The sequence below is a fragment of the Dyadobacter pollutisoli genome, assembly GCF_026625565.1.
GTDB classification, from domain to species: Bacteria; Bacteroidota; Bacteroidia; order Cytophagales; family Spirosomataceae; genus Dyadobacter; species Dyadobacter pollutisoli.
Genome location: NZ_CP112998.1, coordinates 4305882 through 4331657 on the forward strand (window position 1 = coordinate 4305882; position 25776 = coordinate 4331657).

Sequence of the window (25776 nt, forward strand, 5' to 3'; positions counted from 1 at the left end):
TTATTAAAGAAATTGTTTATATTTGCATAACACCTGAACCGGCATTGGATTGCAACTCCTCTAAGCACGTCGGGTGTTTTTTTATTTGGGGGTCTCCCAATGCAGTTTTTCAGTAATCGAATAGAGGAAATACTGTTTTTGGACAGTTACCTGAATATTAAAATAGGCGGTTTCCCCGCCTATTTTCGTTTCGAAATAATGATACCCCAAGACGTGGGATTTTGGATGCGTCTGATAATCTGTAAAACCAAGATGCAAGGCATTGGCCAATGCCTCTTCCAGCCCATCAATGAGTAAATTGATCTTGTCGACATATAGGCAGAATGGCTGGTTAATGCATTCCTTAACGCCAACCATGCTAAACCTAATCTCTGCTCCAAGCTCCTTACGGTATATACCGACACCTTTCGCAACCAAATCCTCCCTTAAACGTTCCTTGGCTATTCGGCGCAAGAGATTCAAATCCATCTGTAAGTTCAGTTGTTAATGAAACAATACAGAGGAACTATTGAGTTAGGTTAACAATGCCTAGCGTTGAATTACAAGCTTAGCGTAATGTCTTATGACTACTGGCGGAAGCTTTTCATAATCCAGCCGCCGCCGACTACATCATCTCCTTCATAAAACACAGCAGCCTGTCCCGGTGCGATACCATTGACGCCGTCGTGGAATTTGGCTACTATTCTATCCGGCTCGGTTTGTTCGATCAATGCTGGCGTCCCATCGTGTTTGTAACGTACTTTCGTTACCGTTTCGAGGGGTTTTTCCAGTGATGCATATTTTTGCAGGTTCAATTTGCCGACGTGCATTCCATCGCGGAACAAGTCCGGCAAGTCTCCGAGAACTACTTCATTCGTTTCTTTTCTGATCTCAGTTACAAAAGCGGGTTTGCCCAAAGCAATTCCCAAACCTTTACGCTGACCTACTGTATAAAATGGGTATCCCTCGTGTTTGCCAACAATGGTACCATCTTCAAAAACGAAATTCCCGCCTGCTACCTCTGCTTCCAGCCCTGGAATACGTCTTTTAAGGAATCCACGGTAGTCATTATCAGGCACAAAGCATATTTCATAGCTTTCCGATTTGTTTACAAGATCGATAAAGCCTCTTTGACGCGCCATATCACGGATTTCGGATTTGTGCAGGTAACCCAAAGGCAGCTTGGTACGGGCCAGGCTTTCCTGAGAAACGCCCCAAAGCACATAACTTTGATCTTTCCAGCTGTCAATGCCTTTGGAAACATAATGGCGGCCGTTGCTAAACTGCATATTGGCGTAATGTCCGGTCGCGATGAATTCGCAATCCAGGCGGTCAGCACGTTTTAACAGCGCGTCCCATTTAATGTGCGTATTGCACAAAACGCAAGGATTTGGCGTGCGGCCTTCGAGGTATTCGCCTGTAAAGTGATCGATTACGTAATCGCCAAACTCTGCACGAATATCCAGAATGTAATGTGGGAAGCCTAGTTCGACGGCAATATTGCGGGCGTCATTGATGGAATCGAGTGAACAGCAGCCGGTTTCTTTTTTGGTACCGCCGCTGCTGGCGTAATCCCAGGTTTTCATGGTCATTCCGATGACCTCGTAACCTTGTTCGTGTAACATAACAGCTGCGAGCGAGCTGTCGATGCCGCCACTCATGGCGACTAAAATGCGTCCGTGTTTACTCATTGCGGTAATCAGCGAAGGTTGAATGCCTTCCGATTTTATTTAAGTTGAAAATCCTGAACAGCAAACATTGACCGTCAGGTTCCGCAAAGGTAGTTAATTATCGCCACTATCACCTTAAAGTACAACAACGCTAAGCATTCACCTGCCTGATCACATTCTTGATATTAAGCTCAATAATGTCTGTCATGCTCTCACATTTATGGTAATGCGGATCGGCGTAATGTTTGAAAAGCCCTTCGCGCAGCTGGTGAATGTTGTCAACAGTTGAAATTTTATCCTTGATAGAAACATCTCTCAACTCTTTTAAACGGTACCTTTCACTTCTTGCCTGGTACATAATAGACGACTGCTCTTCCTGCTGATATTGCAACACCGTTTTGTCCGTCAGGTACTCCATGGCCAGCTCTACGTACGGCCTATTTTCCTTGAAAAATTGTGGCATATACACTTTTATGTTGCCTTCATAGAACTGCTGATCAAAATCAATGGCTCTGAGCCGAAATTGAAAATCATCAAAATCAGGTGTGATCTGCATGACGAAATTGTACGACCGCATATCGCCGAGTAATGTGATCATGCACCGCTCATTGAATTTAACAAACTCTTTTGCAATACGGATCGGATTGTAATCAGTGTGGCGCAAACGCGATCTCGCGAATTCGTCGCCCGGTATCCCTGCTATATGTTCCTCAATGAGTGTTTCTCCATCCACCAGGTAATTGACCTGGTTCGGGGAAAAAATTTCTTCCAGTTCCAGGCCATAAATTCGTGAAGCATCAGCCTTTTTGACATAGAAATAATCATAAATATCATTGAGCCGGTTCACTATCTTGATCCGGAATGGATTGGAATTTCCAAACTTGCAGTAGTCAATACGGTCAATATATTTGTGCTCAACGATCCGAAGGTTACCTGATGCTTTCAACATTGCATAGGCTTTTTTCAGGCCGGAATGCAGCCGATCTATTTCATGGGGCGGGTATAGCGGGCTTTCCCAAAGCGTATCCTTCCCGTTTTTGTCAATCACCGGAAAAGACTCGTAGAAATTGAGCAGATCATGATAACCTACCGGAAGTCGCGCATCCCGCTGGTAAAAACGCAGGTATTTCCGCAACTCCGAGCTGACCGGATAAATAGGTTTCTTTTTTAAAATTTTGACATCCCCCTGTTCCATAAAAGGAAGTTACGCATATTTGGTTTATAGTAGAAAACGGGCGGGCATAAACCTAAAAACAATGGACATGTACGGACTTGTGATTTGTGGAGGCAACAGTGCCCGCATGGGTACCGATAAAAGCACGCTTGTTTATTACGACAAGCCCCAGCACGATCATCTGTACGATCAGCTTTCATTGTTTTGTAAAAAAGTGATCATTTCGTGCAACCAGGAACAATTTGTTTCATTGGAAACTTCGAATGAAAAAATGCCTGATCTCGCTCAATACTCTGGCCACGGGCCTATTTCGGGTATACTGACAGCATTTGACACATTCCCGGAACATGATTTTCTGGTGGCTGGATGCGACTATCCGTTCCTCAGCAAAGACGAACTGAAGTTATTTTTGGCAAAAACTACAAGAGATTCCCGCGCCGCTGCCTTTTATAATCAGGATAACAAATATGAGCCTTTGCTAGCGTGGTATTCCAAAGATGCAGGACCGCTATTAAAGGAGCATTTTAACCGGAATGAATTTTCCCTGCAGCATTTTTTGAAAAAATATGGTGCGGAAAAATATTTACCAAAGCCCGAAAGGGTTGTCACAAGCGTAGACACGCCCGAAGAATTCGAAAGGGTCAAGGCGATTTTGGCCAATGAAAACAACAAGTGAAATGGAAACGACCGCGATAGCATATCAAAAGATCAGAAGGATAGGAAAAGACGGGGCGACGGATTGGGAGGATCATCTGGCTGTGGAAGAACCACTTGAAATTCAGCTATCTTATTATCAATCAAGCAAAAAGATCATTAAAAGCATTTCCGTAACCATGCGGACGCCTGGCCACGATCACGAGCTGGCTGTTGGTTTTTTGTTTACGGAGGGCATCATTACCGGGTGCGAACAGGTTGAGTCTGTGAAAAGCGCCGCTCTCGTAGAAAACAATGTGGTAGTGACCCTATCCGACACATTCACACCGACATTGAATGCGCTTGAACGGAATTTTTATACAACATCCAGCTGCGGTGTCTGCGGGAAAGCCAGTATCGACGCCATTAAAACAGTGTCGGTTTATCAGAGCCAATTTGATGAGATCCGACTGACAAAAGAGGTACTGTTTACATTGAGTGAAAAGATCGCTGGCCAGCAAAATATTTTCGAAAGTACCGGCGGTCTTCACGCTTCCTCGCTTTTTGAGCTAGACGGCAACTTTGTGATGCTCCGGGAAGATGTGGGTAGGCATAATGCATTGGACAAACTGATCGGAGCGGCATTTCTAAATGATGAGCTGCCATTGTCCCAAAATATGCTGTTGCTAAGCGGCCGGGCCAGTTTTGAACTCGTTCAAAAAGCATCGATGGCAGGTATCAGAGTGGTGGCCGCGATTGGCGCCCCTTCCAGCCTGGCGGTGCAGCTTGCAGAAGAAAGCGGCATTACGCTAATTGGCTTTTTAAAAAATGACAGGTTTAATGTTTATACCGGCTTCGGCCGTGTTGAGTAATATGAAAATACGAATTCAGCGTAACTCGGTCAGGTTCAGATTGTCCAAGACCGACGTGGAACAGCTTGGTACAATCGGTTATGTGAAAGAAGCAACGGCATTTGGCACTTCTCATTTTTATTATGCCGTAAAGCAGGACCCAGCCAGCGAAACATTGTCAGCTGAGTTTGCAAACGGAATGATAACTGTATTTGTACCCGCAACATTCACGAAGGACTGGGCCGCAAACAATGTTGTAGGCATTGACGCCAATGTCCCGCTTGACGAACAGGAATCGTTGTATCTGTTGGTTGAAAAAGATTTTAAGTGTCTGGATAATGTCGCCGAAGACCAGTCCGACAATTATGAAAACCCGTCCAAAACCTGCTAGCTATGGCTGACCATCCTCTTCCGGTCCCCGGCTCGGAAAATCCCGAGAAACTTACCGGTCTCAAAAAAGGCAAGATCAAAAAGGTAGCTGCGGGCATTCCGGCAGTCGTTTCCAGCTTCGAGAAAATCGTTGAAGAAGCTGGTTTGCAGCGTGGCATGAAGGCGCTTTTTCATTTGAACAAAAAAGGCGGTTTCGACTGCCCCAGCTGTGCCTGGCCCGACCCGGACGATGAGCGTTCAGGCATCGCCGAATATTGTGAAAATGGCGCGCGCGCAGTCGCGGAGGAAGCTACTACCAAAAAACTGACGACAGAATTTTTCTCTCAGCATTCTGTGCTCGAATTGGCCAAATTGTCTGATTATGAAATAGGTGGCAAAGGTCGTGTGGCTCAACCCATGTTTTTACCGGCTGGCGGCACCCATTATCAACCAATTTCCTGGAATGCAGCATTTGCGAAAATTGGCGTAGAACTGAACCGGTTAGCGTCACCCGATGAAGCTGTTTTCTACACCTCGGGACGCACCAGTAATGAGGCTGCTTTTCTTTATCAGCTTTTTGTAAGAGAATTTGGTACGAATAATCTGCCGGATTGCAGTAATATGTGCCATGAAAGCAGCGGCGTTGCCTTGGGCGAATCGCTGGGGATCGGCAAAGGCTCGGTGACGTTGAATGACTTTTACGAGGCCGAAGTTATTATGATATTGGGGCAAAATCCGGGTACCAATCACCCGAGAATGCTGACAGCGCTGCAAAAAGCCAAGGCCAACGGAGCTACCATTATCTCCATTAACCCGCTACCTGAAACCGGGCTGATGGGTTTTAATAATCCTCAGCTGGTTACCGGCGTTTTGGGGATCAATCCTGCACTCACCGATATCTTCCTGCAGGTCAAAATCAATGGTGATATGGCGCTACTGAAAGCCATTGCATTGCTTTTGGTACGGGAAGAAGAGCATAATCCGGGCAATGTTTTCGATCAGTATTTTATTCAAAAAAATACAGAAGGTTATACTGCTTTTATTGAGCATATCAAGACTTTTAATGACGAGGAACTAGCCAAAACCTGCGGTGTTCCGCTGCCATTGATACAGGAAACTGCGAGGGTACTGGCACGGAAAAGCAAAATTATTGCCTGCTGGGCAATGGGTCTTACGCAGCATAAAAATGCGGTAGATACCATCAAAGAAGTGGTCAATCTGCTGTTATTGAAGGGTAGCATTGGCAAACCAGGGGCCGGTACCTGCCCTGTCAGAGGCCATAGTAATGTGCAGGGCGACCGTACGATGGGTATTTTTGAAAGGCCTTCTGAAAAATTCCTCCATGCGATCGAGCGAAACTTCCATTTCAGTCCTCCCAAAAAACATGGGTACGACGTCGTGGAGTGCATTAAAGCCATGCATGAAGGGAAGGCAAAAGTGTTCATAGCGATGGGTGGAAATTTTCTTTCCGCGACGCCCGACACGCATTTTACCGCAGAGGCGCTGTCCAAATGCAAATTGACCGTGCACGTTTCGACAAAACTAAACCGTAGCCATCTCGTTCACGGTGAAGAAGCCATGATATTGCCCTGCCTGGGCAGGAGCGATATGGATATGCGGGATGGTGAAAACCGGTTTGTTTCCTGTGAAAACTCGATGGGTGTCGTGCAACTTTCCAAAGGTGTGCTGCCGCCAGTTTCGGAACATTTGCTCAGCGAGCCCGAGATCGTGTGCCGGCTGGCGAGCGCGACATTAGGGCGTCGTAGTCAGATTAACTGGGAGCTTTATAGTGAAGATTATGATGTGATCAGGGCTGACATTGAGCGTACTATTCCGGGTTTTGATCGATATAATGAGCGTGTTAGACAGCAGGGAGGATTTTATCTGCCCAATTGCAACCGCGAAGGAACCTTTGACAATGACATTCAAAAAGCGAGATTTAATGTCGCTCCTTTGCAAATTGCGCAGCTGGCGGAAGATGAATTAATGATGATGACCATCCGCAGCCACGACCAGTTCAATACCACCATTTATGGCCTCAACGACCGGTACCGCGGTATTTACAATGAGCGGCGGGTGATATTGATGAACGAAAAAGACATTACAAAAAGGAACCTGAAAAACGGTGACCTGGTGGATTTGCATAATCATTTTGACGGGGTCGCACGCGTTGCGCGCAAGTTTATAGTGGTGGAATACCCGATCCCTGAAACTTGCGCTGCAACCTATTTCCCCGAAACGAATGTACTGGTGCCCATCAACAGTGTTGCCGATAAAAGCAACACGCCTACTTCGAAACAGGTGGTTCTGACATTGACAAGACATGCTCCCTGAAACCAAACTTAACATTGACCTAACAGTGCATAACCCAACTCGCCGTAATTTTCGCCTTTGATCCAAAAGCCCAAATGGGGTAAATCAGAAGGAAAATCATCTTTTTGAGGGGAAGTTTAAATTTTATACAATGAAAAAAATCATTTTATCGATTGCTGTGGGACTCCTTAGCCTGACCACTTTTGAAGGTATGTCACAAAATAAAAACAAGGTAATTGCACACAGAGGCGCATGGAAAAATACCGGGGCGACCGAAAATTCAATCGGTGCGCTGGAACATGCGATCAGGCTGGGTTGCTACGGAAGCGAATTTGATGTGCATATGTCGGCGGATTCGGTTTTGTTTGTACTGCATGATCATTCCATCAAGGGTACGCACATTGAAAAGTCTACTGCTCAGGAGCTTTCGCTGATCAAACTTGATAACGGCGAGGCGCTGCCAACATTGGAAGCCTACCTCAAAGCAGGTTCAAAACAGAAAAAAACACGACTGATACTGGAAATTAAGACTTCTTCTGTCAGCAAAGAAAGATCCCTGGCTTTGGCTACGAAATGTGTAGAAATGGTCAAAAAGCTAAAAGTGGAGAAAATCACAGACTACATTGCATTTGATTTTGATGTATGCCTGAAAGTGAAACAGCTCGCTCCAAAAGCCCATGTGGAGTATTTGAACGGAGATAAAACACCGGACGAAATTGGCGCAGCAGGATTGGATGGTATCGATTATCATTTCAATGTGTTCAAACGCAAGGAAGAGTACATTCCGGCCATGCGTGAGAAAAAACTTACTACCAACGTATGGACGGTCAATGACGAACCGACAATGAAATGGTTCCTCGAAAGGAATGTGGATTACATTACCACCAATGAGCCTGAGCTGCTGCTGAGCATTAGTAAGTAAAATGATATTTGAAATCAAAATAAAACCCGGCCTGAACAGATCAGACCGGGTTTTATTTTGGTTAAGATTTTGAAACCATCAGCCGATTTTGGCCATTTGAAGTTGACCATTGGTCTCTTGCCACGCACGAATCACCTGTGTAAGCTGCTTATACTCAATCAAAAAGCCATCGTGACCGTATAGCGAATCAATTTCCTGAAAAACTGCGTCGGGAATGTGGCGTGCCACAAACTGCTGCTCGGAGAGCGGAAAAAGGAGGTCGGATTTGATACCTAGCACCAATGTTTTGGCTTTCACCAGGCCGAGGGCATGTACGATTCCGCCGCGGTTACGTCCAACATTGTGCGAATCCATGATTTTGGACAAAACCCAATAGGAGTACGCATTGAAACGCTTTACAAATTTATCTCCCTGATACTGCTGATACGAAGAAGCTCTGAAATCATCGATCTGATCAGGATTATCACGGGCCTGGGTAAAATTATAAGTGTCGTAGTTGCGGTACGAAAGCAATGCAATGGACCGCGCGGCACGCATGCCCATGCTACCCGCATCCGCATGATCATCCTTAAATGTAGGGTCAGCTTCGATCGCCATCCGCTGAGACTCATTAAAAGCAATTCCCCAAGGCGAATGCAATGCGTTGGAAGCGATCACGATCAGTTCTTCACAAAGATCGGGCACTTCCACAGCCCATTCGAGTGCCTGCTGACCTCCGAGCGACCCGCCGATACATATTTTTATTTTTTTGATGGCCAGCTCCTGTCGCAAAAGCTCCATGGTACCGACCACATCGCGCACAGTTACGACCGGAAAATCGCGGTAATAAGGTTTTTGCGTTTTGGCATTGATAGAAAGCGGCCCGGTGGAGCCATAAGCGGAGCCGAGTACATTGACACAAATAATGAAGTATTTGGCAGGATTGAAATACTTGTCATCCCCTACCAGTCCGTCCCACCAGTCGGCGGCATTGGAGCTGCCTGTCAGCGCGTGACAGATCCACACGATGTTGCTATCGTCTGCGTTTCTTTCTCCATAAGTAGTGTATGACAGCTCGAAGCCTGAAAGTTCGCCACCCATTTCCAGGGAATAAGCGTACGGGTATTTAAATGTTTTTTGTTCCGCTTGCATAGTGCCAGAGCACAGATTTTTAATGCTAAAAAAATTGCGAGATAAAAGCCATCCGGCTTACGGAAATTTCTAACAGTAAGTTGACACGAATTGAGTTTATATCTCCTAATAACTTAGGTGGGAATTAGCACCTTTCTCCAAATCGGTAGCAGGTTGCCAGAGGTTCATTGAGCCCATTCTCTCGCCTCTTCTTTATAAAATCAATTGTCAGGTAAGTGAAGCAATTGACTTGATGCTGCAATATTAAGCCTGGATGCCTGAAAATGCAAATAAATGCTGAAATTCTATTTCGTCGCCCACCCGGCGGCTTTATCTTTGCCGTTTAACGATTACTATTTCAATGAAAAGCCTTATTTGTTCTGTTTTTTTACTGACGCTGTCCATAACCTCATTTCCCCAAAGTATTAACCCATCTCCTGAAAGGATTCATGCACATATCAGCAAGCTGGCTTCCGACAAAATGAAAGGCCGCGGAACGGGTAGCAAAGAGAATGAGAAAGCGGCCCGATACGTTGCCAGGGAATTTAAAAAGTACCATTTGCAACCCAAAGGTACGGAAGGGTTTTATCAACCATTTACTGCTAAAATCAGACGGATTGTTGTACCGGACAGTGTTCGTAAGGCCAACAATGTGATTGGCTTCCTGGACAACGGAGCTGAATATACCATTGTGATCGGCGCGCACTTTGATCACCTTGGAACGGGTAGCCAAGGCAGTTCCAAAGCTGAAAAGCCAGAAGGGCAGATTCACAACGGTGCCGACGACAATGCTTCGGGCGTGGCCGGGCTGCTGGAACTCGCGAGGTATTTTTCAACTAATAGCGTAAAAGAAGCTTACAACTTTCTCTTCATTGCATTTGGGGCAGAAGAACTCGGGCTCGTAGGGTCACGGTACTTTGTCAACAATCCGACATTGCCTTTGGAAAAGATCAATTTTATGGGTAATATGGATATGATCGGACGATATGACGCCAATCGCGGCGTGGGCATCGGCGGTTTTGGAACGAGCCAAGAATGGCCTGTCATATTCAAAGATGTAAAGAGCGACACCAAATTTTTTACAGACAAGGCCGGCAGCGGCGGCTCAGACCACGGTTCTTTCTATGCCAAACAAATACCTGTCCTTTTCTTTCACACAGGTGGGCACGATGATTACCACAAACCCACAGATGACATTGATAAAATAGACCTAAAAGCGGAGGCAGGCATCCTTGGCATTGAAATTATGCTGATAGAGAATGCTATGAAACTCCCAAAACTGAAATTCACCGAAGTGAAGTAGCATTTAAATTAATGTAAACCTTAAAATAGGCGTTGTTTTGTACGGATATGTTGCCCCCTCTTTCACTTATGCGTCACCCCATATCTCTCCCGAGGAGTTATACGGTACGTTATTTAAGGATGTGCAGAACAGCCACATATTTGTCGATTCCAAAACATTCGCGGACGCCATACCCCTGGAAGACCCGGTTCTGATCATTGAGAGATATCATCAGGAAAAAGATAATCCTGATTTTGATCTCGCATTGTTTGTTCAGCAATATTTCAGGATGCCAGTACATATAGCATCTGGTTTCAGGCCTGACACCAACGTTTCTACTTCCGAACACATTGGAACGTTGTGGTCATTACTGACACGCTACCCCGAAAACCAGGAACGTGGTGGCTCGCTGATACCACTTCCCTTTTCCTATGTAGTACCGGGCGGGCGTTTCAGGGAGATTTATTACTGGGACAGCTATTTCACGATGCTGGGGTTAAAAGAGTCAGGCCGGGTGGATTTGATCGAAAACATGATCAATAACTTCGCTTATCTGATAGACAGTTTTGGTTACGTACCGACAGCGAACCGTACTTACTATCTGAGTCGCTCCCAGCCGCCTTTCTTTTCACTCATGGTGAGGCTATACAGTGAAATGGAAGGTAAAAAAGTGCTGACCCGGTTTCTTCCGCAAATGCAGAAAGAATATGATTATTGGATGGATGATGGCGGTCACGCCGCTGAACCATTTTGCGCACACCGGCGACTGGTACATTTGCCTGACGGCGTACGGCTGAACCGCTACTGGGACGACCGCTGCACGCCACGACCTGAGTCATACCGGGAGGATATTGAACTTGCCGACGAAGCTTTCGAAAAATATGAAGTTGCGCCGGACGCCTTATTCCGGCATATCCGGGCTGCCGCAGAGTCGGGTTGGGATTTTAGCAGCCGCTGGTTTGCCGAAGAGTCTGATTTTGCGTCGATCCATACGACTGATATTATCCCCATTGACCTGAATTGTCTGATGTACCATCTTGAACAAACATTAGCGGAAGCCTATCTGCTCAAAGAAAATCAAGTATGTGCGGACCTCTACAATGAGAAAGCAAATGCAAGGTGTGAGGCGATACAGACTTATTTTTGGGACGAGTCAAAAAACTATTATATGGATTATGACTTTGAAAAGCGGGATTTTACCAAAGCCGTTACACTGGCAGGCGCTTTTCCGCTTTTTTTCAAACTAGCCCCGAAATTACATTCACACTATGTCCGGCGGTATCTCCGTTTAAATTTTATGAAATCAGGAGGATTGCTGACAACCACCGTCCGGACAGGGCAACAATGGGACTCGCCCAATGGCTGGGCGCCTTTGCAATGGATCGTATACAAAGGGTTGAGAAATTATAATTTCCACCTTACCGCTAATCAATTATCCGCTGAATGGCTGGCATTAGTAGATAAGGAATTCAAACATTCCGGCAAAATGCTTGAAAAATATAATGTTTCAGACACCAATCTGATAGCCGGAGGTGGAGAGTATGAAATCCAAGAAGGCTTCGGATGGACAAATGGTGTGTACCTTCGCATGAAAAACAAAAAGAGGTAATTTCCCGAAAAATAATCGCCATAATTTTTAGATCATTCCAATAAATTATATTAAAAATTTCCACAGGCAACTTCTTTTAATAGAGAATATTTTTAATACCTTGGTGTAACCAACCCCATTAGATCCTACATGAAACTATCGATATATCAAATTGACGCTTTTACTGATAAACTGTTTGGCGGAAACCCTGCGGCAATCGTTCCTTTGGCCGAATGGTTACCGGATGAAACGATGCTGAATATTGCTGCTGAGAATAACCTGGCAGAGACTGCATTTTACGTTCCAACAGAATCCGGCTTTCATATACGCTGGTTTACCCCTACGGTTGAAGTAGATCTTTGCGGGCATGCGACCCTGGCCGCAGCTTATGTGATCTTCAATATCGAAAAATATGAAGGGCAGACGATCCTTTTTGAATCAAGGAGCGGCGAACTCATTGTCGACTGCAAGGAGGACTGGCTGACATTGAACTTCCCTGTTGACCTTTACCACATTGCAGTACCACCGCCGGCACTCATGGAAAGCCTCACAGGCACCGATCTCTTGGAGGTTTATAAAGGTAAAACAGATTATTTGGTTGTTCTCGAATCAGAAACTGCGGTCCGTGACCTGGAATTTGACATTATCGTATTGAGTACCATTCCCGCCCGCGGAATTATCGTTACGGCAGCAGGAGACGATGTTGACTTCGTATCCCGCTTTTTTGCGCCACAGTCAGGCATTGACGAAGATCCGGTAACAGGCTCTGCCCACACTACCCTGATCCCTTACTGGGCTGAGAAGCTCGACAAAACAAAATTAACTGCCAAGCAACTCTCCAGAAGAGGTGGGTACCTTAAATGTGAGCTCAGCGGCGACCGTGTTTTCATCGGTGGCCAGGCCAAATTGTACCTGAAAGGAGAAATACTGATCGACTGATCCTTAAGAAACCTGTTATGATTTTACACTAGCAAGCCTCGTTCGCTGGCCTGCGTACAAACCTGCTATAACCAGCACGGTCCCTGCTACGGTATAAACTGTGACAGGCTCCGACATGAGCCACCACGCAAAGAAAAACCCGAAAAGCGGGCATAAAAAGAGCCACAATGAAGCCCGAACGGTGTCAATCCTGAGTAGATAAAACCAGCATATCAACCCTGCGATGGACACGGCGAGAATCAGCCAAAGCACTGATCCCCAGAACACGCCATCCCAGCGGGTCGTCGAAAAATCGCTGAACATGATCGTAACAGGTAGTAAAAATACCCCCCCGAGAAACACCTGCCAACCATTAATTAGCAGGTTGGGAAGTCGCCACGAAACGGTGGCATAGTAGACACTGGCAGCTGAAACAGCTACCATGCTGATTAACAAAAGAGAAATACCGCCAAATGTTGTAACACTGTCTGCAAGCAACGGATAAGTAGCCAGGCCAACTCCCGTCATCCCAAGCACTATTCCCAGCCATTCCTCCGATTTTGGCCGCCTTTTCAGCCACCACGATGAAAGCAGCACGATGATCAGCGGATTGGTGGAAACCGCCAGGCTTCCAATACCCGCGGCAGTATATTTCATGGCGCACACGTAGAGGCCCAAATAAAGCGTTGTATTAAGAAAACCAAAAAGAGCAAGCTGTCTCCATTCTTTTTGATTGGGTAACCGATAAGCCTCCCCCTTGCCAAACAGGTAAGAAAAAGACAGCAACAGTATACCCGCAATAAAGAATCGAACGTTTGCCAGTATTAAAGGAGCAGCTGATTGAACACCAAACTTGGTTGCTACCGAAGCAGAAGACCAAAGAATGGAAAAGAGAATACCAATGCCGATATTTTTCACATTTCAAAAGAATTATGGTTCAAAAATACGCGATGCATTTCGGCTTCCGCCTCCACTTTTCATATTTTTGGGCATGATTTGTAAAAAAAGTACAACATGGCTTCTCGCGGTTCTTCTATTTGCTTTGCATATTCCTTCCTTTTCCCAAAGCAGTCAATGGACATATGATTTCAACAACGGCCTGACCCCGATAGAGAGCGGCGGCCCGTCTCTGAAGCAACTCGGCGAGCCTGGCCAGTACATTAAAGAAAAAATCCCTGGTAGCGAAGATCTTAGCAGAAGCATTTACGTGTTCCAAAAGAACAGCGGTCTCCAATTCAATAACACAGAGGCCAAGGGTTTTCTCAATAAATCTTTTACCATTGAAATTTACTTCAAACTCGATGAGCTGGACAGCTGGAAACGGGTTTTGGATTTCAAAAATCGTAAAAGCGACTATGGAAGCTACATTTATGATGGAAAACTCAATTTTTACGACTACGCCATAGGTGAAAAGGCACCGGTAAAAGCCAACCAGTACGTACACTACGTCTACTCCCGTGACTTCGACACCAAGGTTATTAAAATGTACATCAATGGATTATCCAAGGTAGAATTCAAAGATCCGGGGACCGAAGGCATGCTCGACAATGACCAGGTACTGAATTTCTTCCAGGACGACCTGATCGCCAATCATGAATCGAGTGCTGGCTCCATCGCCCTGATCAGGGTGTATGATCGCGTCATGACGCCAGTATTTATCCGCAGAAGTTACCAAACCATTAGTAAGGCATTCAAAGAACCGGTTGCCAAAGCTGAAAAGGCGCCGGAAAAAGAGGTTACTGAACCAGAAAAGCCTGTAAAAAGAAAGAGCAATATGGCGACGGTAACCGGCAGGGTTTACGACGGCCGGAACCTGAAACCAGTGAATGATGCGGAAGTAATGGTCCGGAAATCCAATAACGATTCCCTGGTCGCCCAAACGAAAACCATTGACGGTATTTACAATTTCGAACTGACACCATACGAATCTTACAGGATTTCTGCACAGGCCAACGGCTTTCAGTCCAAAAGCGTTTCAATAAGAACAACCAATCGTTTTGAAGAAGTAAAATCCCTCATTAGCTTGTCTCCCGAAAGCCATACAACTCCATTATCGACGTTGTATTTCACACAAAGCAATGAAGTTCTTGAAGATGCTGCATTGTCAGGCCTGGACTCAATTGTCGCCTATTTCCAGAAACGGGAAGACCTTAAAATCATCTTGAAAGGGCACACGGACAATACCGGTGATTTTGAGAAAAATCTCGATTTATCCAGAAAACGTGTGGAAACTGTAAAGACTTATCTAACGGGCAAAGGAATTCCTGAAAACAGGATTGAAGGTGCAGGATATGGTCCAGCGCAGCCTAGCAGAATGAACCAGACAGAGGCCCTCAAAAAATCAAACAGAAGGGTTGATGTGTGGGCGGAGCCTATAAAAAGATAAAGCCATCTCATGGAGACGGCTTTATGCTGACTATTCCTAAACCCTTAACCTTTTCTTTTCTTTAATATCTTTATAACTTAAAAGTTAACAAATGAATTCGGCACTTTCACCGTATTTATCTCATTTTGATCAACTGAAAGCGTATTTAAATCAAAATTTCTTACAAAACGAACAACTCGGGCAGTTTCAAGGAGGTTACTTTTCCATTCAAGCGCCTCCGGGCTGTTAATCGTTTCCAGTTTACTTCCTAGTTCCGTAACTGCTGCATTGAATTTATTGATATCCTCTGCACTTGCGACGCGAACCTTAGATGGTGTCTGATTATATAAAGTAACAATATTATTAATAATACTCCAATTTTCCTGCTTAACAAAATCAGGAAATACCTGACCTATATACGAAGTAAATTCAATTTCGGATTCGTTGGAAATTACTGCAATATTATCTTTCTGTTCATCTCCCGAGCCTTTCGCCATAGTTGCCTGAGGCAGAGCGAGAACTAGAATTCCATATATAAATGCAAATATAAAACTATTTCCGTTTGTTTTCATGGTTTTATTCAATTTTTATTTCCGCTAGCGGTGATACAAATGTCCGCATTAGTTTTGAAATTACAAATTGTTTAAAAAACCATAGACAAAATTTTATTTGGAATAAAATAACAAAATGAGCCTATTATTTATTACTTTATATTAATACTTGTAAAATAGCCTCCCTAATATTCCGACTTCTGCTATAAACTCCAAACAAAACATCATCTTGAAATATTTATATTTTCTTTAAAAAGTACAATCATTGGTTATAATTATTCATTGTCGATTGTATCCCCAAAGTACAAAACGAAAGTACCATATCCCCGGCCTTGTCCAAAAATATCGGCAGTTCCGCCATTTCATCATTGGAAAATGCTTTTAGAACATAATCTACTTGCCTGCCGCGGGGAAAATTATTCCCTATTCCAAAGCGTAATCTGGGATAATCGGACGTAGCCAGAAGTTCTTCAATATTTTTGAGACCGTTATGTCCGCCGTGACTTCCTTTCGGCTTGATTCTCAGCGTTCCATATGGTAATTGCAGCTCGTCCACGACCACCAATGTATTCTCCGTCGTAACTTTATATTGATCCATGTAATACTTGATGGCTTTCCCGCTCAGGTTCATGAATGTCGTCGGTTTGATAAAATAAATTTGTCGTCCCTTATACTTCCACTCGGCTACAAATGCGAGCTTTTCAAAGGAAAATTTAAAGTCGTGCTCTGCCGCTAGCCTGTCGAGGACCATAAATCCGACGTTATGCCTGGTAAATGCGTATTCCGGACCAATATTTCCCAATCCGGCAATCAGATATTTCATTTGGTAAAAGTTTTTGATTTCATCTTTGAGCACTTAATTTAGGCTAAAATTCAGGGAAATTACATGATACCCCAAAAACGATTAATACTTAGCAGCCCGTTACTCGAAATCATGACCAGCCGGTTGTGCCAGCAACTCATTGAGAATCACCAGGACTTTTCCAACTCAGTGGTGATGGGCCTGCAGCCAAGAGGAATTTATTTTGCCGAACGCATTATCGCCGAGCTTCGCGAACGCACCGGCAAGGATATTCCCCTGGGTTACCTGGATGCTACTTTTTACAGGGACGATTTCAGAAGACGCGAATCCCCTCTTTTGCCCAATAAAACAAATGTTCCTTTTCTGATCGAAGGAAAGAAAGTGATACTTATTGACGACGTGCTGGCGAGCGGCAGGATGGTACGCGCCGCGCTGGATGCCATGACTGCATTCGGAAGGCCTAAGGCCGTTGAATTAATGGTTCTCATCGACCGCCGGTACAACCGCGAGCTACCGATAGATCCCAATTATGTGGGAATGAATGTAAGCACTGTCGAAAGCCAGCGCGTGCAGGTAGAATGGAAGGAACAGGGATTCGACGCCGACCATATCTGGATGGTCGACTAATGTTACCGGGGACGTGATGCCTCCTCTTTGGTATCGACCTTGCCAATGTCCTCAGTTTTGTAAGTCAGCTTGTTGATATAAAAAACTTCCCGTCCCTGGACAATGGAGGAACTACCGATGCGCTGCATGCCATATGCAAGAAAATACTGGCCGTACCAGGGAGAAAGATAGCCATCTTCATTATTAAGCACCTTATCCTTTTCGGATTTGGCATTGATCTTAAACTTTTCGCTTTCTACTACTACTTTGTCCCTGCTGATCACTTCCGTGTGAATCTCCCCTTCCTGTGGGTAAGCAAGTACGAAATAATCGTCCACGGGCGTTATCTGCACCATTTCCTGCAAGTCGAAGCTGGTCAGATCTTTGATGGTAATGCAATTGTCCCAGATAAATTTGCCGCTACGATCGAACCCGCAAACGATAGCGTGCGTGTAGCGATAACCTTCCAGCGACCTGGACACATACGGCCGCGACATTCCTCCGGCGATGATCGGGCTGGATGACCTTTGATTAGGATAATAAACCTCGGCAACCAGCACGATCTCTTTTTCGGTCTGGATCAGCTCATGTACCAGCAAGCGATATCTAAAGCGATTTTCCTTACCCAGGCTTTTCCGCTTTCCGATCTTCTCAAGCATTCGCTCACGACGTTTCGGTTTCATATAATTAAAAAAATTCTGTAACTCAGAAAACTCAATAAACTGCGGTTCCCGTGGCGTATCATGATCTATATGTGTTACATACAGCCCCTGCGAGTATTGCGTACAGCCGACGGAATAGTTACCGATCAGGTACGAATCATCGGGATTAAGCGGAATGATCTGGCCGGAAATGAAACTGTTTCTTGGATCGCTTAATGAGGTCTTTTTCAGTAGTTTTCCGTCGTAGTTATAAGTTTTTATTTCAAAAACACAATTTTTCTTCCTATAGGCATAAGTGATCACATTAATGTATCCATCAATCTCATTAATGTCAACATTATTCAGCTCTGTGTTTTTTTCAAATAATCCGGGTAAAACGCGGGTTGTGTGATCAAAAAATGAATGCACGATCACGACGGGGCGTGACCGGTAATAACCCGAAACCAACGCTTTACTGCCAATCACTTTAAACTGCTGCACATCCACACCCGACAACAAGCTACCCTTGAATGTATCGATAGAACCATCACTGTAATTTAACTGAAGAAACAAAAAACGATCCGTATCGGGCTCCGCAAAAAGCCAGTAGCCGTTGGTCTCCCCCTTATAAGCCATTACGGGTATGTACCGAAAATCCAGTTTATACCCAGTCCGCCATACCGCCTTCAATGTTGTATCGTACTTCACAAACTGCCACGTTTCGTTCCGGTTAGTCGAATACTCATTACCTCTGATCACGGAAAGAATTCCCTGCTCTCCCAGGCTAAAAACCTCAAATTGCTCGGTAGCGGAAGAGCTTGTCGGAATTTCCAGCCGGTCGGATTGCTGCAACTGGGCCACAGCACTGAACAGGGGAATCAGGCTTAATGACACGGCCAAATAAATCCGGAGACAATGGAGAAAACGGATATTCATAACTTCTTCCTTCAGGGGTGTAACTCTCTTCAATATTTACCCTAATTTTGCATCAAAAAGGATAACATTACTATTAATATTAGAAATAATTTCACTTAAATAAAAACTTGCGGAGATGTATCTTGATTTTTGAGAATACGCTTCCTGTTTACCCCAATTTTCATGACGATTGAAGCCATACTAAAAGAAGATATCCAAAAAGCGATCCAAAAGCATTTCGATATTGCTGCCGGGGAAATCATTTTACAACCGACCAAAAAAGAATTTGAAGGATTTTACACATTCGTTACTTTTCCTTTAACAAAAACCACCCGCAAAGCCCCGGCAGAGATCGGTCAGACCATCGGTAATGAGCTCATTGATGGCTCTGCTATTGTAGACAGGTTCAATGTGGTGCAAGGCTTTCTGAACATAAGCCTGAAAGATAAAACCTGGCTGGAACTGTTTACCAATGTATTCACAGACGAAACTTTCGGGACTATTCCTTCCAACGGGCAATCCGTCATGGTGGAATTTTCTTCTCCTAATACCAATAAACCTTTGCATTTGGGACACTTGCGTAACAACTTCCTGGGCGACGCATTGTCCCGGATATTGAAGGCAAGTGGCTATGATGTGGTTAAAACCTGCCTTGTAAATGACCGTGGTATCCACATTTGCAAATCCATGCTTGCCTACCGTGAGCTGGGCAATGATGAAACGCCAGAATCAAGCGGAATTAAAGGTGATCATTTGGCAGGTAAATATTATGTTCTGTTTGACGTAGAATATAAAAAACAGATCCGTACACTGGTAGAGGAAGGAATGTCGGAAGAAGAGGCTGGCAAAAAGGCCCCGTGGATTCTGGAAGCACAGAAATTATTGCTGCTTTGGGAAAATGGCGATGCTGAAACCGTTGCACTTTGGCAAAAAATGAACAACTGGGTTTATGAAGGTTTCAGCCAGACATACAACAAAATCGGTGTGAGTTTTGACAAGACATATTATGAATCCAATACCTATTTGCTGGGAAAAGACATCATTGAAGAAGGTATTCAAAACAATGTGTTTTATAAAAAAGCCGACAATTCAGTCTGGATCGATCTGACCGAAGAGGGGCTTGATGAAAAACTTGTATTGCGTGGCGATGGTACTTCCGTATACATTACACAGGATCTTGGAACGACAGAATTAAAGAATGGTGATTTTAACAATGATCGCTATTTATGGGTGGTAGGCAATGAGCAGGATTACCATTTCAAAGTTCTTTTCGCGATTTTGAAACGTTTGGGAAGACCTTATGCCGAAGGATGCTATCATATCAGCTATGGCATGGTGGATTTGCCATCAGGTAAAATGAAATCCCGCGAAGGAACGGTCGTTGACGCCGATGATCTGGTAGCACAAATGATCCAGACAGCGTCTGACCGTACCCAGGAATTAGGCAAAATCGACGATTTTAACAGTGACGAAGCCAAACAATTATATAACCAGCTGGCTTTGGGTGCATTAAAATACTTCCTGCTCAAAGTGGACCCTAAGAAAAGAATGCTCTTCAACCCAGAAGAATCCATTGATTTTCAGGGACACACAGGACCATTTATCCAGTACACCTACGCCCGTATCCGCTCGATCATGCGCAAGGCTGAACAGGCAGGAATTATTGCAACCATTCCGGCAGAAACCTATGCTATGCATCAGGCAGAACGTGAGCTGGTATTTGCATTGTCACAGTTCCCGGTGAAGGTAGTTGCAGCGGCTAATGAGTTCGCCCCCAGTATTATATCACTGTATGCATTTGAACTGGCGAAGGTATATAACCAGTTTTATGCAGAGGTTTCGATCTTCTCAGATCCAAACCCGGAAGCTGTCAAATTCAGAGTTGCATTATCTAAGGTAGTTTCGGAAACAATTCACAAGGCTTTGGGGTTATTAGGCATAGAAGTTCCTGAGCGGATGTAGGAATATGAATAGCGTATTGAAATCGTTTTATATATAAATGCGTACTTAACCAATAACCAAAACTTTTATGAGCTTCTTGAAAACAATCTTTATTATGATTTCAACCTTGATTGGCGGTTTATTCGCCGATAAAACCGAGATGGCAGAACGACCATCCGACGCTCCTGTTGCAAAACAATCTCTTTATGATTTTAAAGTGAAATCACTGGTGGGTAACAAAACCATTGACCTGAGTATGTACAAAGGCAAAAAAGTGGTTATCCTCAATGTTGCTTCCAAATGCGGATACACAAAACAGTATGCCGACTGGGAGAAATTCAATAAAGAGCATGGAGACAAAGTAGTCGTTTTGGGCTTTCCTGCTAACAATTTCAATGGCCAGGAGCCAGGTACCAACGAAGAAATCGCGACATTCTGCTCTGCTACTTACGGCGTGACTTTCCCGATGTTTGAAAAAGTTTCTGTATTGGGAGACGATCAGGCGCCAATTTACAAATGGCTTTCGAGCAAAGATCTGAACGGCTGGAATGACAAAGTACCAACCTGGAATTTCTGCAAATACGTTGTGAATGAAAAAGGAGAACTAACCAATTTCTTCGCTTCCAAAATATTACCAACTGATCCTGAATTCCTAAAATCAGTAGGAATCTGAGGAAATAAATTCTTACTTTCAGGCTGCAACAATTTGCAGCCTGAAATATTTCAGCACTACATACACATCACTTACATGAAAGACATTACGGAAGCCAAACGGTACCTCTCCAACGCCAAAGAAATTCTGAGAGAAAAGGCCGTCAAAGAGAATGGCGTTTACAAGGACAGGAAATACGTAAAAATGGCTGGGCACACTGCTTATGCCGGAGTGCTGGTCGCATTGGACAGCGTTTTGGGAGATAAAAAGAAAAAGACCCGAAAAAGTGTTGAGTGGTATCAAAAGGAACTCTCCGGAACTGACAAAAAAATATTGTCTTATTTTCTAGCAGCTTACGACACGTTACATCTGTCAATGAGTTATGATGGAAATCTTAGCGCTGCAGTTTCAAAAGGAGGATTGGAACTGGCAGAGAAAATTATTGATTGGGCTGAGCAAAAATCGCTAGCCTGAATATTTACCTAGAATTTAGTAAGTAATGAATCCCTGGATTGAAGCGGCACGCCCCCGCACATTGCCCCTCGCACTGTCATGCATTTTAATGGGTTGCTTTTTGGCCGCCTCTACTGGTAATTTTAGCTGGGCTGTTGCAGCACTGAGCGTATTGACTACCATTATATTACAGGTACTTTCCAACTTCGCCAACGACTATGGCGACGCAGTAAACGGAAAAGACACAGACTTACGCGAGGGACCACGCCGGGCGGTTCATTCAGGTCATATTACAGCAGCAGTAATGCTGAAAGCCATCGTTGTTTTTTCAATTCTAGCATTAATATCAGGAGTTACATTGCTTACTGTCGCACTACGCGACGCCCCTGCCAATACATTCTGGGTGTTCCTGGGAATCGGGGTAGCCTGTATCATTGCTGCCATCACTTATACTGCCGGAAAACGACCATATGGCTACGTTGGCCTCGGCGACCTGTCGGTACTCATTTTTTTTGGCTGGGTAGGAGTACTAGGCAGCAGTTACCTGCATACCCACATTTGGGACTGGGGCTTGCTTTTACCCGCAACCAGCTGCGGCTTGTTCGCAGTGGGTGTGCTTAATATCAATAACATCAGGGACATTGATTCCGACAAAGCCACCGGCAAGAACTCGATTCCGGTACGACTGGGCCGCGAAAGGGCTGTACGTTATCACTGGGCAATCCTGATCACCGGAATGCTTTGTGTAACGGTCTATACCTTTCAAAATTTTTCAGGTTACACAAGCCTGATTTTCCTGTTTAGTTTTCCACTATTTGTGAAAAATGGATTGGCTATTTCAAGACTTACCAAAGCAAGCGAGCTGGATCCTTATCTTAAACAAATGGCGCTTTCGACATTGTTATTTGTAATTCTGTTTGGAATTGGGGTTGTTCTATAACCATTCTATTTTACTTCGTTGAGGCTTTAATAGCGCCTCCCAGCAGAGCGTAACCTTTTGCATTGGGATGCAGTCCGTCGGAGAAGAGTGATTCGTCGATCTTTCCGTCTTTTTGCAGGAATACTTTGCCGGGATCCGCAAATCCGATATTTGTCTCTCCTGTAAGCTGTACCAGTTTCTCGTTCAATGTCGCTACCCGCTGCTCCTGCTGGCGCCTTGGGTAAATGCCCAGCATCGTGATTTGCGCCTTGGGCTGGTGGTATTTCAATGCGGCAATCAGCAGTTTCCAACCTTCCACAATTTCTTCATCCGTGTTCAGGTGCAGGTTGTTGGTACCGATATTTACAAAGATCTGTTTGGCTGAAAAACCATCCACTTCGCCATGGTTGATCCTCCAAAGCACATTTTCAATGCGGTCCCAGCCATAGCCCAGGTTCCTCGAATTCATACCAAATGTGCTGTTCCAGGAATCCGCGCCATTAGCTCTTGGCCCTTTTGGCAATCCGCCCCAGAAATGTGTAATGGAGTTACCGATTACCACCGTCGCAGGGGGATTCGTTTTATTCAAATCCAGTATCTCTCGATGCCTGTTTTCCCAATCGTAATTATTCAGTTCCCTAAGTTGCGTAATGGGATGGGTGGTGCTAACTATCCCTTTCGGCTCATGCAGGATTTCCCTGATATGCTTTTCGTAGCCTTCTGCATACCGCATCATCCCCAAATCGGTCTGGTGCGTTCCATCGACGGTAGTTTCAATGTCCTGCCCAAAATCTGCTTTGGGAATGAGGCAAATATGATTGATCCCCTGTGCTTTCAGCTGACCGAAACTTTCCCGCAACGCCTCATTCACTTCTACGTAAAAATGTTTGCTCTGGGGATTAATGTCCTCGTCGGTGTAGCCAGCATGCTCAGCGAGGACGATAGGCGTCTCAGGATGCTTTTGCCGCAATGTTACAACCGTATTTACTACGCGCTTTTTGACGTCATCAATGGTCAATTCCAATTTAGAATCGGGCCTGATCGTGAGATTAGGAAGACAATCGAGCACGTATATTTTGGCATCAATTTCCGAAATAAGATCCACCACTTCTTTTTCCAAACGTCCGTTCCCCGAAAAGCCCAGGTTAATGAGCGGATGATCGAGTTTTCTGCCTAAAATCGCAGTCCACGCCATTCCCGGTCGCGAAGCGCAGGCTCCCTGGGCGATCGAAGTTCCGTAAATAACGACCGGCTTGTCAGGTCTAACTGCCAGCGGGGAGAGTGTTGTTCCCTCTGGCGTGCCGATTTCCATCCATTTTACACTATTATATAATGGCAGAAAAAGGCGGTATTCCCTTCCCAGCTTATGGTAACCATCATTGGGTTCGAGATTTTTGAAATGATAAACAATGGTGTCACCAAATGCATACTTTCCCGCGCTCCACCGCCACGCTCCGTCACTAGTAATTCCATATAAATCCACCCCGCTCACGCCTGTCGCGGCCATATGAGGAAGCGCGTGCTTGCCGCCCACAATGTACCTGACCTTGATTTCAGATGAATTAGCACGGAAGCGGATCATTAACCCGGCAGACTGATTGGATAATCCCCAAACCTGGTCTCTTACCTGCTTCTCGGCACGGGCCGGTAGCCGATCATATGGATTTTTCACTTCCTTGGGCCAGGCTTGACCTTCAATGACCGGGAATTGAGCAGTCTGTGGATTCCACCATTTGAACTGGGTGGATTGCGCCTGTGAGATAAATGAGCAGCAGACTGCCGCAAAAAGGAAGTAAATGGTTCTGAATTTCATAAAATAAAATGGACACCTCTGTATCACTACAAAAGTGTCCACCTGGATATTTCTTACTTTGGATCGGCAGATTATTTCACGATCACGCCTTCCGCTACAAATGTCAGTTCGTCCTTCGGATCTTTAATTTTGGCTATTTCTTCTTTGCTCTGGCCCGCATCTTTCGCATAGTGCTGCAAGTGCTCCACCGGAACTGTCTTTTTCTGAGCCTCTCCTTCAAACACTACCGTTTTACCAGCAATGTCTTTTGGAACAAAAAACGCGTAATCTTTAAACACTACCCGCATTGTTTCTCCATTGTCGAGCTTCACTTGCATCCAGCAGCCTTTTACCTGGCAAACAGACTCGACAGTACCGCTCACTTTTGCAGCCATTTCTGTCTTGTCCCCCATTTTAGCAGGAAGCGCGCTGGCCTCAATCGCCTTGTTTTCATTTATTTCTTTACCAAAATTACCTTGGGCCTTGGCAAAAAAAACTGTCAAAATCAGCAGGAGTACTAAAATATTTTTTTTCATAATGTTCAACGTTTAAAAATGTGTTATCAATAGGACAAAAAACTTCGATAAGCTCCTGAATTTACCCCGGTAAACCCATGTTCGTCGGCCATTTCTTCTACACCATCTATTTTTGGTTGAAACACGCATTCTTGTTCAGCGAGATGCATTGTCCCCAAATTTAGTTTCTTAGAAAAATTTTAAACGTCTTTAAAACACACGTCCCATTATCATTTGTTACTAGAGTTCGTCGTTTTGGTGCTCAGTACACTGATTCTAAATGCATGCCGTTAGTGTCCGCATAAAATTGGTACCTCTTTTGCCTACTGTAAAAAACTAAACATCCATCCTCTTCAGGTGCTGATCATCGCAGACTGCACATTCAAATGTACTCGGCACCTACACGTTGTAGAATATTCTGCGTGAATGCCAAGTGCACACGTTTCTCGGTCACAAAAACAGGAGCTCCCTCTTCAGACATAATCACATCAAGTGTCCAGGAAATTCCACGACGCACGAGCATCTCCTTTACCTTGTCTACGCATCGCTCAGAAGCCCCTACTGAACCGTGGAGGATCATCGTCGGTGGCAAAGATGGAACTTTTTTTAATAAAGAAATAGCAGCAAAAGTCAAACGATCGTTGCGTAGTACGAATTCTACATCTCCATATACTAACATCATTGGATAAGACTTTCTAGCCGGAGTGAATATATCTGGTTCGCCAAAGGCACGTCTAATGTCTGAAGAACTAGAACGGGCCGACAGAGATCCGAACCGTCCAGATGCAATGAATATCTCAAAATGAACTTCCATA

The 25776-nt window shown here is 44.7% G+C and carries 25 protein-coding genes and 1 riboswitch; of the genes, 14 read left to right on the forward strand and 11 right to left on the reverse strand.

Annotation, left to right across the window (positions count from 1 at the left end; all coding sequences use genetic code 11):
* Window positions 1-81: 81 nt before the first annotated feature.
* The 3 genes from ON006_RS17615 to ON006_RS17625 all read right to left on the reverse strand — a co-directional run bounded on the left by ON006_RS17615 (window position 82) and on the right by ON006_RS17625 (window position 2844).
* Entirely contained in the window at window positions 82-468 is a 387-nt protein-coding gene (locus ON006_RS17615; RefSeq protein ID WP_244820688.1) for an LPD3 domain-containing protein, read from the reverse strand.
* Window positions 469-566: 98 nt separating this feature from the next.
* Entirely contained in the window at window positions 567-1670 is a 1104-nt protein-coding gene (gene mnmA / locus ON006_RS17620; protein WP_244820689.1) for a tRNA 2-thiouridine(34) synthase MnmA, read from the reverse strand.
* 130 nt (window positions 1671-1800) lie between these two features.
* Window positions 1801-2844 carry a hypothetical protein gene (locus tag ON006_RS17625; protein WP_244820690.1) on the reverse strand — a complete coding sequence of 348 codons (1044 nt, stop codon included), beginning with the start codon at window positions 2842-2844 and terminating at the stop codon, window positions 1801-1803.
* Between the two features lie 61 nt (window positions 2845-2905).
* On the opposite strand from ON006_RS17625, the gene mobA reads away from it, so the two are divergent.
* The 5 genes from mobA (at window position 2906) to ON006_RS17650 (ending at window position 7911) form a co-directional block, all read left to right on the forward strand.
* Window positions 2906-3499: a molybdenum cofactor guanylyltransferase gene (mobA, locus tag ON006_RS17630; RefSeq protein ID WP_244820691.1), complete on the forward strand. Its 594-nt coding sequence runs from the start codon at window positions 2906-2908 to the stop codon at window positions 3497-3499.
* Window positions 3483-4328 (forward strand): formate dehydrogenase accessory sulfurtransferase FdhD, encoded by an 846-nt coding sequence (fdhD, locus tag ON006_RS17635; protein ID WP_244820692.1) that lies wholly within the window; start codon window positions 3483-3485, stop codon window positions 4326-4328. The genes mobA and fdhD overlap by 17 nt, the downstream gene beginning before the upstream one ends.
* Before the next feature lies 1 nt (window position 4329).
* Window positions 4330-4698: a DUF7009 family protein gene (locus tag ON006_RS17640; protein ID WP_244820693.1), complete on the forward strand. Its 369-nt coding sequence runs from the start codon at window positions 4330-4332 to the stop codon at window positions 4696-4698.
* Between the two features lie 2 nt (window positions 4699-4700).
* Entirely contained in the window at window positions 4701-7010 is a 2310-nt protein-coding gene (locus ON006_RS17645; RefSeq protein WP_244820694.1) for an FdhF/YdeP family oxidoreductase, read from the forward strand.
* Between the two features lie 130 nt (window positions 7011-7140).
* On the forward strand, window positions 7141-7911 hold the full coding sequence (locus ON006_RS17650; RefSeq protein ID WP_244820695.1) for a glycerophosphodiester phosphodiesterase: 771 nt from the start codon (window positions 7141-7143) through the stop codon (window positions 7909-7911).
* A gap of 78 nt (window positions 7912-7989) precedes the next feature.
* Here ON006_RS17650 and ON006_RS17655 read toward each other — a convergent pair whose 3' ends face one another.
* Entirely contained in the window at window positions 7990-9042 is a 1053-nt protein-coding gene (locus tag ON006_RS17655) for a homoserine O-acetyltransferase family protein (protein WP_244820696.1), read from the reverse strand.
* 93 nt (window positions 9043-9135) lie between these two features.
* Window positions 9136-9243, reverse strand: a riboswitch (SAM riboswitch).
* A gap of 139 nt (window positions 9244-9382) precedes the next feature.
* Between ON006_RS17655 and ON006_RS17660 the strand changes: the two genes are divergently transcribed.
* From ON006_RS17660 to ON006_RS17670, 3 genes are all read left to right on the forward strand, one after another.
* Window positions 9383-10324, forward strand: coding sequence for a M20/M25/M40 family metallo-hydrolase (locus ON006_RS17660; protein ID WP_244820697.1), 942 nt, complete (start codon window positions 9383-9385; stop codon window positions 10322-10324).
* Window positions 10325-10361: 37 nt separating this feature from the next.
* Entirely contained in the window at window positions 10362-11912 is a 1551-nt protein-coding gene (treA, locus tag ON006_RS17665; RefSeq protein WP_244820698.1) for an alpha,alpha-trehalase TreA, read from the forward strand.
* 129 nt (window positions 11913-12041) lie between these two features.
* Window positions 12042-12830, forward strand: a complete 789-nt coding sequence (locus ON006_RS17670; RefSeq protein ID WP_244820699.1) for a PhzF family protein — start codon at window positions 12042-12044, stop codon at window positions 12828-12830.
* Between the two features lie 15 nt (window positions 12831-12845).
* Here ON006_RS17670 and ON006_RS17675 read toward each other — a convergent pair whose 3' ends face one another.
* Window positions 12846-13727: a DMT family transporter gene (locus ON006_RS17675; RefSeq protein ID WP_244820700.1), complete on the reverse strand. Its 882-nt coding sequence runs from the start codon at window positions 13725-13727 to the stop codon at window positions 12846-12848.
* Between the two features lie 73 nt (window positions 13728-13800).
* Here ON006_RS17675 and ON006_RS17680 point away from each other — a divergent pair, with 73 nt between their 5' ends.
* On the forward strand, window positions 13801-15195 hold the full coding sequence (locus tag ON006_RS17680) for an OmpA family protein (RefSeq protein ID WP_244820701.1): 1395 nt from the start codon (window positions 13801-13803) through the stop codon (window positions 15193-15195).
* A gap of 77 nt (window positions 15196-15272) precedes the next feature.
* Here ON006_RS17680 and ON006_RS17685 read toward each other — a convergent pair whose 3' ends face one another.
* The gene (locus ON006_RS17685; RefSeq protein WP_244820702.1) at window positions 15273-15746 is read right to left on the reverse strand and encodes a hypothetical protein; all 474 of its coding nucleotides are present in this window, start codon (window positions 15744-15746) and stop codon (window positions 15273-15275) included.
* A 241-nt stretch (window positions 15747-15987) separates the two neighbouring features.
* Window positions 15988-16548 (reverse strand): aminoacyl-tRNA hydrolase, encoded by a 561-nt coding sequence (pth, locus tag ON006_RS17690; protein WP_244820703.1) that lies wholly within the window; start codon window positions 16546-16548, stop codon window positions 15988-15990.
* A gap of 63 nt (window positions 16549-16611) precedes the next feature.
* Here pth and pyrR point away from each other — a divergent pair, with 63 nt between their 5' ends.
* A complete protein-coding gene (gene pyrR, locus ON006_RS17695) occupies window positions 16612-17154 on the forward strand; it encodes a bifunctional pyr operon transcriptional regulator/uracil phosphoribosyltransferase PyrR (RefSeq protein ID WP_255772898.1) in 543 nt (180 codons plus the stop codon).
* A gap of 2 nt (window positions 17155-17156) precedes the next feature.
* On the opposite strand, the gene ON006_RS17700 is transcribed toward pyrR, so the two are convergent.
* On the reverse strand, window positions 17157-18710 hold the full coding sequence (locus ON006_RS17700) for a hypothetical protein (protein WP_244820704.1): 1554 nt from the start codon (window positions 18708-18710) through the stop codon (window positions 17157-17159).
* 162 nt (window positions 18711-18872) lie between these two features.
* Between ON006_RS17700 and argS the strand changes: the two genes are divergently transcribed.
* From argS to ON006_RS17720, 4 genes are all read left to right on the forward strand, one after another.
* On the forward strand, window positions 18873-20651 hold the full coding sequence (argS, locus tag ON006_RS17705; RefSeq protein WP_244820705.1) for an arginine--tRNA ligase: 1779 nt from the start codon (window positions 18873-18875) through the stop codon (window positions 20649-20651).
* A gap of 94 nt (window positions 20652-20745) precedes the next feature.
* Window positions 20746-21303, forward strand: a complete 558-nt coding sequence (locus ON006_RS17710) for a glutathione peroxidase (RefSeq protein WP_244820706.1) — start codon at window positions 20746-20748, stop codon at window positions 21301-21303.
* A gap of 75 nt (window positions 21304-21378) precedes the next feature.
* Window positions 21379-21756 carry a DUF5618 family protein gene (locus ON006_RS17715; RefSeq protein WP_244820707.1) on the forward strand — a complete coding sequence of 126 codons (378 nt, stop codon included), beginning with the start codon at window positions 21379-21381 and terminating at the stop codon, window positions 21754-21756.
* Between the two features lie 25 nt (window positions 21757-21781).
* A complete protein-coding gene (locus ON006_RS17720; RefSeq protein ID WP_244820708.1) occupies window positions 21782-22675 on the forward strand; it encodes a 1,4-dihydroxy-2-naphthoate polyprenyltransferase in 894 nt (297 codons plus the stop codon).
* A 10-nt stretch (window positions 22676-22685) separates the two neighbouring features.
* On the opposite strand, the gene ON006_RS17725 is transcribed toward ON006_RS17720, so the two are convergent.
* From ON006_RS17725 to ON006_RS17735, 3 genes are all read right to left on the reverse strand, one after another.
* Window positions 22686-24467: an SGNH/GDSL hydrolase family protein gene (locus tag ON006_RS17725; RefSeq protein WP_244820709.1), complete on the reverse strand. Its 1782-nt coding sequence runs from the start codon at window positions 24465-24467 to the stop codon at window positions 22686-22688.
* Window positions 24468-24538: 71 nt separating this feature from the next.
* Window positions 24539-24982 carry a DUF4920 domain-containing protein gene (locus ON006_RS17730; RefSeq protein WP_244820710.1) on the reverse strand — a complete coding sequence of 148 codons (444 nt, stop codon included), beginning with the start codon at window positions 24980-24982 and terminating at the stop codon, window positions 24539-24541.
* Window positions 24983-25343: 361 nt separating this feature from the next.
* A complete protein-coding gene (locus ON006_RS17735; protein ID WP_244820711.1) occupies window positions 25344-25775 on the reverse strand; it encodes a hypothetical protein in 432 nt (143 codons plus the stop codon).
* Between the last annotated feature and the right edge of the window lies 1 nt (window position 25776).